Here is an 11,235-nt window from a genome sequence, read left to right on the forward strand (position 1 = left end):
ACGCTGGAGCCATGCAATCGCTGTACGAGCCCCACGGGACCGAAGCCGCAGGCGAGACGGCCCGGATCCTGGTCGTGGACGACGATCCGACCGTCGCCGAGGTCGTCACCGGATATCTGCACCGCGCCGGCTATGCGGTCGACCGCGCCGACGACGGCCCGAGCGCCCTCACCCGAGCCGCCGCGCACCGGCCCGACCTCGTGGTGCTCGACCTGATGCTTCCGGGCATGGACGGCCTGGAGGTGTGCCGGCGGATGCGGGCCGGCGGGCCCGTGCCGGTCATCATGCTCACCGCCCGAGGCGACGAGGACGACCGCATCCTGGGCCTGGAGGTCGGCGCCGACGACTACGTCACCAAGCCCTTCAGCCCCCGCGAACTGGTCCTGCGGGTGGAGTCGGTGCTGCGCCGCAGCCGCCCCTCCGCCACCGGGCACCGGCTCGCCGCGGCCGGACTCACCGTCGACCCCGACGCCCGCCGGGCCACCAAGAACGGCGCCGAACTCGCCCTCACCCTCCGCGAGTTCGACCTGCTCGCCTTCTTCCTGCGGCACCCGGGCCGGGCCTACAGCCGGGAGGACCTGATGCGCGAGGTCTGGGGCTGGGACTTCGGCGACCTGTCGACCGTCACCGTCCATGTCCGGCGGCTGCGCGGCAAGGTCGAGGACGATCCGGCCCGGCCCCGCCTGATCCAGACGGTGTGGGGCGTGGGCTACCGCTTCGAGCCCGGCTCCGACAACGGCGAGGCGGTGCACTGACCATGTGGGACACCTTCCTCATCGCCCTCTACGCCTTCGCCGGCGCGGCGGCCGCGGGTGTCGCGGGAGCGGGCGTGCTGCGCCTGATCCGGCGCCGCTCGCTCACCGCCTCCGTCGCCGTGGTCGCGGCGGTCGGTGTCGGCGCGATGCTCGCCGGCACCCTCGCCGTCGCCTGGGCGATGTTCCTGTCCTCGCACGACCTGACCGTGGTCACCACCGTCGTCGCGATGGCGGCCGTGGTCTCCCTGGCCACCGCGCTGCTCCTGGGCCGCTGGGTCGTCGCCCGCAGCCGGGAACTCACCGACGCCGCCCGCTCGTTCGGCGACGCCGGAGCCTTCGCCGCCCCGCACCGCCCGGCCACCGCCGAACTGGACGCCCTCGGCCGCGAGTTGGCCGCCACCAGCGCACGGCTGGCCGAATCCCGGGAGCGGGAGCGGGCCTTGGAGAAGTCCCGGCGCGAGCTGGTCGCCTGGATCTCGCACGACCTGCGTACCCCGCTCGCCGGGCTGCGCGCCATGTCGGAGGCGCTGGAGGACGGTGTGGCCGCCGACCCCGGCCGCTACCTCAAGCAGATCCGCACCGAGGTCGAACGGCTCAACGACATGGTCGGCGACCTCTTCGAACTCTCCCGCATCCATGCCGGCACCCTCCCGCTGAGCCCGGCCCGGATCTCCCTGTACGACCTGGTCTGCGACGCACTGGCCGGCGCCGACCCGCTCGCCCGGGAACACGGGGTACGGCTGGTGGGCGATCGCGTCGAAGCCGTTCCGGTGGAGGTGGACGGCAAGGAGATGACCCGCGTGCTCGGCAACCTCCTGGTCAACGCCATCCGCCGGACCCCGCCGGACGGCACCGTCGCGGTCGCCGCCGAGCGCACCGACGACGGCGTGGTGCTGTCCGTCACGGACGGCTGCGGCGGCATCCCCGAGGAGGACCTGCCGCGCGTCTTCGACACCGGCTGGCGCGGCACCGACGCCCGGACCCCGCCCGCCGGTGCGGGGCTGGGGCTGGCGATCGTACGGGGCATCGTCGAGGCCCATCAGGGCCGGGCCACCGTCCGCAACATCCCGGGCGGCTGCCGCTTCGAGGTGACCCTTCCGACGGGGTAGGCGCGAACGGTCACCTCTCCCGGCGGCAGTCGATGGCGCTCGGGGACTGGCTCCGGCAGGTGAGCCCGCTCCCCGGGCCGATGAGACGCGAGAGCATCGGCGCGATGTCCTTCTCGCAGGACAGGCCCGGGCCGTCCTCGGGATCGTCGTTCGCCTGCCGGCAGACCCTGTCGATGACGGTCGCGCCGTCGATCTTCTGGCCGGGCGGCGGCGTGTCCGCGAAGGCCGGTGGGACGAGGAGGCCCAGGCCGAGCACCGGCGCGGTGAGCAGCGCTGCGACCTGGGCGCGGGTCGGTCTCAGGGTCCGTCGCGACATGGCTGTCCTTTCGACTCGGTCATGCGAAATCCGTGCGCATCAACCGCCATGATCGTTGGCGACGCCGTCCCGCTGGTGGGGACACGCTCAGTGCGTTCGCGTGAACTCCCGCATTCCCTCCGCGAAGGCCACCTCCGGCTTCCAGCCGAGTTCCGCACGCAGCCGGGAGGAGTCCGCCGTGATGTGGCGGACGTCCCCCAGGCGGTACTCGCCGGTGACGACCGGGTCCGGGCCGCCGTGGGCGGCGGACAGGGCGCGGGCCAGGTCGCCGACCGTGTGCGGCTCACCGCTGCCGGTGTTGTACGCCGTGAGGATTCCCGGGCGGGGCCCGGCCTCCAGCGCCAGGACGTTGGCCGCGGCCACGTCCCGTACATGGACGAAGTCCCGCCGTTGCCGGCCGTCCTCGAACACTCGCGGAGCATCGCCGCGTTCGAGGGCCGAGCGGAAGAAGGAGGCGACGCCGGCGTACGGGGTGTCGCGTGGCATCCGGGGGCCGTACACATTGTGGTAGCGCAACGAGATCGCGGTGCCGCCGGTGGCGCGGGCCCAGGCGGCCGACAGGTGTTCCTGGGCGAGTTTGGTCGCGGCGTAGACGTTGCGCGGGTCGGGCGGGGCGTCCTCGGTGACGAGACCGGGGGCGAGCGACGCACCGCACCGCGGGCAGGGTGGTTCGAAGCGGCCCGCCTCCAGGTCGGCCTTGGCCCGCGGTCCGGGGCGTACGACCCCGTGACGGGGGCACGCGTAACGCCCCTCCCCGTACACCACCATCGACCCCGCGAGCACCAGGCGCCGTACCCCCGCCTCCGCCATGGCCGCGACCAGCACGGCCGTGCCGAGATCGTTGCGCGAGACGTACTCCGCCGCGTCGGCGACACCGTTGCCGAGCCCGACCATCGCCGCCTGGTGGCAGACGGCGTCCACCCCCGCCAGCGCCCGTGCCACGGACGCCGGGTTGCGCACGTCCGCGCCGGGATCCTCCCGGACGTCGTACGAGAGTGCCTCGTGCCCGCGCGCTCGCAGCGCCTCGACGACATGGGACCCGATGAACCCGGCTCCGCCGGTGACCAGTACACGCATACGGCCACGCTAGACGCGGACGGCGCCGGGACCGGGGCACACGACCGCCACGTCACGACTCGGTAAGAGATGGCGGTCTCAGCCCGTCCTCGGGCCCCTGTGGGCGTCGAACCGCTCCCAGCCGACGGCCCACCGCTCCATGCGCCGCTCGTCGGGCCGACAGGACCGGGCCCCGTTTCAAGAATTTCTGTCAACAACGTTGACTCCGTGGCGCGGCGACCGCACATTACCTATCGGTAGAACCCCGCGGTAATCCCGCGAACGGGCACTTCCCCACTGCCACTTCCCCACTGCTCCGAGCCGCCGCTTTCTCGCGCACCAGCACACGCGCGGGCCCCGTCATGCCCGCCTGCTCTGCGCCCCCCACCCGAGAAGAGGGAGCACCCGCCCATGCCCAAGCCTGCCCTGCGCCGTGCCGTCGCCGTGGCCTCCGCACTCGCCGGCGCGCTGGCCCTCGGCCCCGCCGCCGTACCCGCCCACGCCACGACACCGCTCAACTACGCCGCCCTCGGCGACAGTTACAGCGCCGCCTCGGGCGTCCTGCCCGTCGACACGAGCAACCTGGTCTGCCTGCGCTCCACGGCCAACTACCCCCACGTCATCGCCGCCCGCTCCGGGGCTCGGCTGACGGACGTCACCTGCGGCGCCGCCCAGACCAAGGACTTCACAACGTCCCAGTACCCCGGCCTCGCCCCGCAGGCGGACGCGGTCGGCGCGGACACCGATCTGGTGACGCTGACGATCGGCGGCAACGACAACGGCACCTTCATAGGCGCCATGCTCGCCTGCGGCAGTGCGGGCATCCTCAGCGGGGGCAAGGGCAGTCCGTGCAAGGACACCTACGGCACCTCCTTCGACGACGCGATCGACGCGAAGACCTACCCCGCGCTGAAGAACGCGCTGCGTGCCGTGCGGGCCAAGGCGCCGGGCGCCCGCGTCGCAGTGCTGGGTTACCCGTGGATCACGCCCGCCACCGCCGACCCGTCCTGCTTCGCCCGGCTGCCGGTAGCCTCCGGCGACGTGCCCTACCTGCACGCTCTGCAGGCCCATCTCAACGCCGTCGTGCAGCGCGCCGCCGCGGAGACCGGGGCCACGTACGTGGACTTCTCCGAGGCGTCCGAGGGGCACGACGCGTGCCAGGCCGTCGGCACCCGGTGGATCGAGCCGCTCCTCTTCGGGCAGAACATCGTCCCGGTCCACCCCAACGCGCTCGGCGAGCAGCGCATGGCCGAGCGCACCATGAGCGTCCTCGGTCTCGGCTGACCCCGCGCCCGGTCAGGCGCGTGCGCCGCCGTCGACCCGCAGCACCGTGCCCGTCACGAAGGAGGAACGGTCGCTCAGCAGCCAGGCGGCGGCCTCGGCGATCTCCTCGGGAACGGCCGCACGGCGCAGCGGGGTGAGCGCCGTGAGCCGGTCCTGAAGACCGGGCGCCTCCGCTTCCCAGGCCCGGATCATCTCCGTCAGGGTGTTGCCGGGCGCGATCGCGTTGACGCGGATGCCTTCGGGTCCGTACGTCACCGCCGCCGACTCGGTGAGGCTGTTCACCGCCCGCTTCATCGCACCGTACGCGGGCAGTTCGGGGTTGCCCCGCAGACTGCCGACGGACGAGTTGTTGACGATGGCGCCCGTGCCGGCGGTGGCCCGGATGGCGGCGACCTCGGCGACCATGGCCAGCCACACGCTCTTGAGGTTCACCCTGTACACGTGGTCGAACTCGGCCTCCGGGAGCTGGTCCATGGGGCCCGGCGGCTGGATCGTCGCGCCGTTGTTGAAAGCGATGTCGAGGCGGCCGTACAGGTCGACGGTACGGTCCACGGCGGCCCGCACGCTCGCCGTGTCGGCCAGGTCGCACACGACGTGGTCCGCGGTGCCGCCCGCCGCCCGCACTTTCTCGGTGACGGCCTTCAGCTGGCCCTCGGTACGGGCCGCGAGCAGGACCCGGGCCCCTTCCCGGGCGAAGAGCCGCGCCGCGGCGGCGCCGATTCCGCGCCCCGCGCCGGTGATGAAGGCGACCTTGCCGGCCAGCAGGCCCTGCGGGGGCGTGTCCCCGTTCGGTGTGTGGTCCATGGCAGCGAGCGTGCGCCCGCGGGACGGGTCCGAGCCAGGCACCCTCAGTACCTGGATGGGGCTCGCGGTCCACCCGCACACTGGGGGTGTGGACAGAGCGGAACTGGCGGGATTCCTGCGCAGCAGGCGCGAGCGGATCAGCCCTGCCGACGTGGGCCTGGCCGCCGGGCCGCGGCGGCGCACACCGGGGCTGCGCCGCGAGGAGGTGGCGCAGCTGGCGTTCATCTCGACCGAGTACTACACCCGGCTTGAGCAGGCCCGCGGCCCGCGTCCGTCCCGTGAGGTACTGGCCGGGCTGGCCCGCGCCCTGCGGCTGTCGGACGCCGAACGCGAGCACCTCCATCTGCTGGCGGGAGCCCCGCCCGACCGTGCGCCCGGGCCCCCGCGCGAGGTGCGCCAGAGCATCCTCGACCTGATCCACCGGCTGCCGCAGTCCGCCGCCTTCGTCACCTCGGCCACGCTGGAGGTGCTCGCCTGGAACGAGCTGGCCGCCGCTCTGATGGAGGACTTCTCGGCACTGCCGCGCCGCGACCGCAACCTCGCGCGCCGTGCCTTCCTCGGGCGACGTTCCGAGGGGCAGAGCCTGTACGGCGAGTCCGATGGCGACGCGTTCGCCCGGCACGCGGTGCGCCGGCTGCGCACGGCCGCCGCACGCTACCCCGACGATCCCGAGGTCACCGGGCTGATCCGCGAACTGCACGACGACAGCCAGGAGTTCGCCCGGCTGTGGGACGCGCACGACGTGGACGGCGAACGCACCCTCCGCAAGACGTTCCGGCATCCGCTTCTCGGGCCGGTCACCGTCAACTGCGACGCCCTCGACCTCAGCGACCGGGACCAGCAGGTCGTGATCTACACCGCCGTCCCCGGCACACCGTCCGAGGAGGCGCTGCGGCTGCTGTCGGTGATCGGCACCCAGCGCATGGACGCCGCGCGCTGAGCCGACCCGCCGTAAGGCGCGGACGGGGCATGAGGGAAAATAGTTGCCTGGCGAAACTACGGGGAACGCGTGAAAGGCCCTCCATGCCGCACCTCACCATCGACTACTCCTCCCGACTGGCCGCAGCCTTCGATGCTCGTGCCCTTGTCGAGGAGCTGCACCCGCTCGTGGTCGAGGAGTCCGGTACGTCGGGCGTGTGCAAGACGCTGCTCCGCCCGGCGGAGACGTACGCCGGGGACGAGCCCAGCGGAGAGGCCGCCTTCGTCCATGTGGAGGTCGGCCTCATGCCCGGCCGGTCACAGGCGCGGAAGGCGCGGCTGTCGGAGAGCGTTCTGGCCCTGCTCGCCAAGCACCTGCCGGCGGACGACGGGGGTGAGGAGCGGCTGTTTTTGTCGGTGGAGGTCCGCGACCTGGCGGCCTCCTACCGGCTTTCGCCCTCCGCTCGGTGAGCCCCGGCCCGGAGTCGGTGCCGACCGGTGCGAATTCGGTTGTCCGCCACGTCGGCCTCGCACTACCGTGCGGCCAGTGGATCTCTTCTCACGCTCGTGGACGGCATTACGCACAGCGGTCGCGGAAGTCCCGGACGAGGACTTCGAGCGGCCGTCCGGCTGTACCGGCTGGCTGGTACGGGACCTGGTGTGCCACCTGGTCATCGACGCCCAGGACGTCCTGATCACCCTGGTCACACCGGCCGACACCGAACCGACCGTGGACGCGGTCACCTACTGGAACCTGGTCGAACCACCGACCGGCAAGGATCCGCTCGACGCGCTGATCCCCCGGCTGGCCGCCGCCTACGGCGAGCCGCGGTGGCTGAAGTTCCACTTGGACGACGTCGGTTCCGCGGCGGGCCGCGCCGCCGAACTCGCCGATCCGGCGGTCCGTGTCAGCACGCGCGACGAGGTGCTGACCGTCGGCGACTACCTGTCCGCGTACGTGGTCGAGTGGACCTTGCACCACCTCGACCTGATCGCCCATCTGCCGTCGGCCGCCCAACCGCCCGCCGAGACCCTCGCGGCGGCGCGAGCGTCGCTGGAGAAGATCGCCGGGAGCGCGTTCCCCGCCGCGTTCTCCGACAGGGAAGCGCTGCTGATCGGCACCGGACGCCGTACGCCGACCGACGCGCAGAAGGCCGTGCTGGGTGACCTTGCCACCGAACTCCCGTTCGTTCTCGGCTGAGCGGCCCGTCCCGTCTCCGGGCTCCCCGCGGCCCGGCCTCGGTCGAAGGCTTCCGTGTCCCCCGTGCGCTCCCGTCCCCCGGGCGCTCGAACGACACTCGAGCCGAGACCACTTGATGAGATGTTCTTCGTACCCGGTCACTACCATGTGGCCCAAGACAACCGATCGACCGGCCCGTTCGATACGTGCCGTTCGGGGTCGCCGATGCCAGGGACCGCTCCCCGGGCTGCGGTGATCTTCCTGTCCAGGAGGACCTTCCGCATGTTCCGACGTATTGGCAACACTGTCGTCCGACATCCAGTGTGGACGATCGTGGCATGGCTGATCGCCGCGGTGGCGATCGTCGCCACCGCTCCGAGTCTGCCCTCGAACAGTGACGAGAGCAGCTTCCTTCCCAAGAGTTACGAGTCCATCAAAGCGGCGGATCTCCAGCAGAAGGCGTTCCCCAGCGCCTTCACCCCGTCCGCGATCGCGCTGTACCAGCGCACGGACGGCGGCAGGCTGACCGCCGCCGACAAGCAGGACGTCGCCCGGATCACCACGGAACTGGGCAAGAAGCACATCGACGAAGTGCAGAAGGTCGTCCCCGGCCCGCCGTCGAAGGACGGCAGGTATGACCTGACCCTCGTCCAGTTGGACAGCAAGAACGCCGGTCAGCCCAAACAGGCCGACGCGGCCAAGGTGTTGCGCGACGACGTCAAGAAGCTGGCCCAGGGCACGCATCTCGACGTCAAGCTCGGCGGTTCCGCCGCCCAGGCCCTCGACCAGCAGGACTCGTCGAAGCGAGGACAGGCGCTGATCGGCTTCGGCACCTTCGCGATCATCCTCGTGACCTTGCTGATCATCTTCCGGGCGCCGATCCTGGCCGTACTACCCCTCGTGCTGATCGGCTTGGTGTCCGCCGTCGCCAACGGCCTGATCGCCTACGCCACCAAGCTGTTCGGCCTGCAGGCCAACAGCTCGATCTCGTCGATCCTGATCGTCGTGCTCTTCGGCGTGGGCACGGACTACTTCCTGTTCCTGATGTTCCGTTACCGCGAGCGCCTGCGGGCCGGTGACGAAGCCAAGGAGGCCATGATCAACGCGGTCGGCCGGGTCGGCGAGGCCATCGCCTCGGCCGCCGGTGCCGTCATCATCGCCTTCCTCGCGCTGGTGCTGTCGACCCTCGGCTTCCTCAAGCAGATGGGTCCGGCGCTCGCCATCGCGGTCGGCGCGACCCTCGTTGCGGGTCTGACCCTGGTCCCGGCGGTGGTCTCGCTGATCGGGCCCAAGGTCTTCTGGCCTTCCAAGTCCTGGCAGAAGGAGCCGGAGAACGCCCGGTTCGCCGCCCTCGGCCGTGGGGTGCAGCGCCGCCCGGCGCTCGCGGCGGCAGTGTCCGGTCTCGTCCTGGTCGCGCTGTCGCTCGGCATCTTCAGCTACCACGCCACGTTCGACCTGGCCTCGGGCTCCATGCCGAAGACCAAGGAGTCCATGGTCGTCCAGGACCAGATGCAGAAGGCGTACTCGGCGGGCGCCGCGGCACCCACCGACGTCTACCTGTCCAGCACCGACGGCAAGCCGCTGGACAAGGCCGCCTTCGGCGCGTACGTGAGCAAGCTCGGGGCCGTGAACGGGGTCGCGAACGCCCGTATGACACAGGTGAACAAGGACGGCAGCACCGCCGACTTCACCGTCACGCTCAAGTACGAGGCGTCGACGGACAAGGCGATCGACACCGTCGGCCGGGTGCGGGACGTCGCGCACGCCAACGCCCCTGACGGCACCGAGGCGGTCGTCGGCGGCATGTCCTCGATCTACAAGGACATCAACACCGCGGTGAACCACGACTACAAGACGGTCTTCCCGGTGGCCGCGATCCTCATCATGGTGATACTGGGACTGCTGCTGCGCAGCGTCGTCGCCCCCTGGTACCTGATGGCGTCGGTGGGCCTCGGCTTCGGCGCCACTCTCGGCGCCACCGTGTGGATCTTCCAGAAGGGACAGGGACACTCGGGCCTGATGTTCATGCTCCCGGTGATCATGTATCTGTTCGTGGTCGCCATCGGCACGGACTACAACATCCTCATGATCGCCCGGCTCCGCGAGGAGGCCCGCGAGGGCCGCGAGCCGCGCGAGGCGGCCGGCATGGCGCTCAGGCACGCCGGACCGACCGTCGCGGCGGCCGGTTTCATCCTGGCGGCGACCTTCGCGACGATGATGCTGGCGGGCAACGCGCTGCTCACGGAGATGGGTTTCGCAGTCTCCTTCGGCATCGCGGTCGCCGCCTTCGTCATGGCGATGTTCTTCACGCCGAGCCTCACCGCGCTGATCGGCCATGCCGCGTGGTGGCCGGGGCACGGTGACCGGGCCGAGGCGGCGCCGTCCGGCACCGGCACCGCTGTCGGCGGCTCCGCGTCGAGGCCCGGCGCCGACCGGGACTCCCTCGCCCACGATCCCGCGGGGCGCCGCAACTAGCGGCGACGTACGGCGTGACGGGGAGTCCGGCCGGGTCCCATGGGGCCTGACCGGACTCCCCGTCGGCACGTCGCGGGGGTACGGGTGAACCCTGCGGAGATCCGGGCATGAAGCCCGACTGGCGGCATACTCAGTGCTGTGACAGCTCAAGGTGAGTTCACGGCAACCGTCGTCCTGCCCGTCGGCGTACGCGACCTGCTGCCCCGCGATCTCCCCGCGTGCACCTGGTCCGGCTCGGCCACCCATCTGCGCCAGGTGGAGCGGGAGCTGGCGCGGGCCGCGGCGGGGGAGGTGGACTACCTGGCGGTCTGCACCCCGGTGGACCTGCCCGTGGCGATCGGCGGCGTCGACTACCGGGTGTCCGAGGGAGCCGGCACCCTGTGGCAGCTCGCGGTGCTCCCGGCGCTGCAGTCCCGAGGCCTCGGCACGCTCCTGATCAGCGCCGCCGAACAGCGCATCGCGGGCCGCGGCCTGAGCAGGGCGGAACTCGCCGTGGAGGAGGACAACCCGCGGGCCCGCGCGCTGTACGAGCGCCTGGGCTATGCGGCGTACGGCCGTGCGCCGGATGCCTGGGACGCGGAAGGACCGGACGGTGTCATCCGCCGGCACGAGACGATGTGTGTCCTGATGCGCAAGGATCTCTGAGCCCGCGGAGCCGACCGTGCCTCCTGGGCGGTCGCGCGCCTGCGCCGGTGCCTCACAGCGGCTGGCCGGCGAGTGCCGCCAGGTAGGCGCCGTAGAGCAGGGACACGGTGATGAGGCCGCCGCACACCAGGCGGGCCCGGGGCGACGGGGCCGGGCGCCACACCCGTGCGAGGGCGCGGGCCGGGGGGATGAGCAGGGGGAACGCGGGAAGCAGGAAGCGCGGCTTGGAGGAGAAGGGACCGGACACCGCGACCGCCAACAGCAGCAGCACGCCCGCGAAGACCACCAGCGGCAGCGGGGCGCGGTCCTGACACAAGAGGCAGAACGACACGATGCCTGCCACGACCAGGACCACGGACACCGGGTAGGTCACCCAACTGCCCTGCAACGGCATCGACTCCAGGAACCGCAGGGGCCCGACCGAGAGGTCCAGGCGGGAGTTCCAGGCACTCTGCACCCGCAGGTAGCCGTGCCACAGGTCACCGGTCTGCCGTCCCACCCACAGCACATACCCCGCCCAGCCCAGTGGACCGAGGGCCACCCCGGCAAGGAGCCCCGGGGAGGCGCGCCCGCGCTGCCGTACGACCTCGTGCGCGGTCGGCCGGGGGAGGGCCGCTGGGAAGCGGGTCGCGGTGGGGCGGGGGGGGGGAGGACGGGAGTAGGTCGGGGGGGGGGCGGGAGGGGTTAAGGAGG

Annotated in this window: 11 protein-coding genes and 1 pseudogene; 8 read left to right on the forward strand and 4 right to left on the reverse strand. The window is 71.9% G+C overall.

Features of this window, described 5'->3' with window-relative positions:
- Window positions 1-11 precede the first annotated feature (11 nt).
- Window positions 12-755 (forward strand): response regulator transcription factor, encoded by a 744-nt coding sequence (locus ACWC2T_RS42645; RefSeq protein ID WP_450675673.1) that lies wholly within the window; start codon window positions 12-14, stop codon window positions 753-755.
- Window positions 756-757: 2 nt separating this feature from the next.
- Window positions 758-1,864, forward strand: a complete 1,107-nt coding sequence (locus ACWC2T_RS42650; RefSeq protein ID WP_450675674.1) for a sensor histidine kinase — start codon at window positions 758-760, stop codon at window positions 1,862-1,864.
- Window positions 1,865-1,874: 10 nt separating this feature from the next.
- On the opposite strand, the gene ACWC2T_RS42655 is transcribed toward ACWC2T_RS42650, so the two are convergent.
- Window positions 1,875-2,180: a hypothetical protein gene (locus ACWC2T_RS42655; RefSeq protein WP_450675675.1), complete on the reverse strand. Its 306-nt coding sequence runs from the start codon at window positions 2,178-2,180 to the stop codon at window positions 1,875-1,877.
- An 87-nt stretch (window positions 2,181-2,267) separates the two neighbouring features.
- Complete coding sequence (locus ACWC2T_RS42660; RefSeq protein WP_450675676.1) at window positions 2,268-3,257, reverse strand: NAD-dependent epimerase/dehydratase family protein; 990 nt, start codon at window positions 3,255-3,257, stop codon at window positions 2,268-2,270.
- 390 nt (window positions 3,258-3,647) lie between these two features.
- On the opposite strand from ACWC2T_RS42660, the gene ACWC2T_RS42665 reads away from it, so the two are divergent.
- On the forward strand, window positions 3,648-4,520 hold the full coding sequence (locus ACWC2T_RS42665; RefSeq protein ID WP_450675677.1) for an SGNH/GDSL hydrolase family protein: 873 nt from the start codon (window positions 3,648-3,650) through the stop codon (window positions 4,518-4,520).
- A gap of 12 nt (window positions 4,521-4,532) precedes the next feature.
- Here the strand turns inward: ACWC2T_RS42665 and ACWC2T_RS42670 are convergent, their stop codons facing one another.
- Window positions 4,533-5,324, reverse strand: coding sequence for an SDR family NAD(P)-dependent oxidoreductase (locus tag ACWC2T_RS42670; protein ID WP_450675678.1), 792 nt, complete (start codon window positions 5,322-5,324; stop codon window positions 4,533-4,535).
- A gap of 88 nt (window positions 5,325-5,412) precedes the next feature.
- On the opposite strand from ACWC2T_RS42670, the gene ACWC2T_RS42675 reads away from it, so the two are divergent.
- The 5 genes from ACWC2T_RS42675 to ACWC2T_RS42695 all read left to right on the forward strand — a co-directional run bounded on the left by ACWC2T_RS42675 (window position 5,413) and on the right by ACWC2T_RS42695 (window position 10,542).
- Complete coding sequence (locus tag ACWC2T_RS42675) at window positions 5,413-6,264, forward strand: helix-turn-helix transcriptional regulator (protein WP_450675679.1); 852 nt, start codon at window positions 5,413-5,415, stop codon at window positions 6,262-6,264.
- An 83-nt stretch (window positions 6,265-6,347) separates the two neighbouring features.
- Window positions 6,348-6,713 carry a 5-carboxymethyl-2-hydroxymuconate Delta-isomerase gene (locus ACWC2T_RS42680; RefSeq protein ID WP_450675680.1) on the forward strand — a complete coding sequence of 122 codons (366 nt, stop codon included), beginning with the start codon at window positions 6,348-6,350 and terminating at the stop codon, window positions 6,711-6,713.
- Between the two features lie 76 nt (window positions 6,714-6,789).
- The gene (locus tag ACWC2T_RS42685; RefSeq protein ID WP_450675681.1) at window positions 6,790-7,443 is read left to right on the forward strand and encodes a maleylpyruvate isomerase N-terminal domain-containing protein; all 654 of its coding nucleotides are present in this window, start codon (window positions 6,790-6,792) and stop codon (window positions 7,441-7,443) included.
- Window positions 7,444-7,704: 261 nt separating this feature from the next.
- A complete protein-coding gene (locus ACWC2T_RS42690) occupies window positions 7,705-9,897 on the forward strand; it encodes an MMPL family transporter (protein ID WP_450675682.1) in 2,193 nt (730 codons plus the stop codon).
- Between the two features lie 138 nt (window positions 9,898-10,035).
- Window positions 10,036-10,542 carry a GNAT family N-acetyltransferase gene (locus tag ACWC2T_RS42695; protein ID WP_450675683.1) on the forward strand — a complete coding sequence of 169 codons (507 nt, stop codon included), beginning with the start codon at window positions 10,036-10,038 and terminating at the stop codon, window positions 10,540-10,542.
- A gap of 52 nt (window positions 10,543-10,594) precedes the next feature.
- Here ACWC2T_RS42695 and ACWC2T_RS42700 read toward each other — a convergent pair.
- Window positions 10,595-11,235, reverse strand: a pseudogene (locus ACWC2T_RS42700) (hypothetical protein); the annotation flags it as partial.

The organism is Streptomyces sp. NPDC001393 (assembly GCF_053597455.1).

Excerpts from the sequence above, each read along its gene's own strand:
- ACWC2T_RS42650 (WP_450675674.1), top strand. The coding sequence starts at position 758 with ATGTGGGACACCTTCCTCATCGCCCTCTACGCCTTCGCCGGCGCGGCG.
- ACWC2T_RS42690 (WP_450675682.1), top strand. The coding sequence starts at position 7,705 with ATGTTCCGACGTATTGGCAACACTGTCGTCCGACATCCAGTGTGGACG.
- ACWC2T_RS42680 (WP_450675680.1), top strand. The coding sequence starts at position 6,348 with ATGCCGCACCTCACCATCGACTACTCCTCCCGACTGGCCGCAGCCTTC.
- ACWC2T_RS42660 (WP_450675676.1), bottom strand. The coding sequence starts at position 3,257 with ATGCGTGTACTGGTCACCGGCGGAGCCGGGTTCATCGGGTCCCATGTC.
- ACWC2T_RS42670 (WP_450675678.1), bottom strand. The coding sequence starts at position 5,324 with ATGGACCACACACCGAACGGGGACACGCCCCCGCAGGGCCTGCTGGCC.
- ACWC2T_RS42665 (WP_450675677.1), top strand. The coding sequence starts at position 3,648 with ATGCCCAAGCCTGCCCTGCGCCGTGCCGTCGCCGTGGCCTCCGCACTC.
- ACWC2T_RS42655 (WP_450675675.1), bottom strand. The coding sequence starts at position 2,180 with ATGTCGCGACGGACCCTGAGACCGACCCGCGCCCAGGTCGCAGCGCTG.
- ACWC2T_RS42645 (WP_450675673.1), top strand. The coding sequence starts at position 12 with ATGCAATCGCTGTACGAGCCCCACGGGACCGAAGCCGCAGGCGAGACG.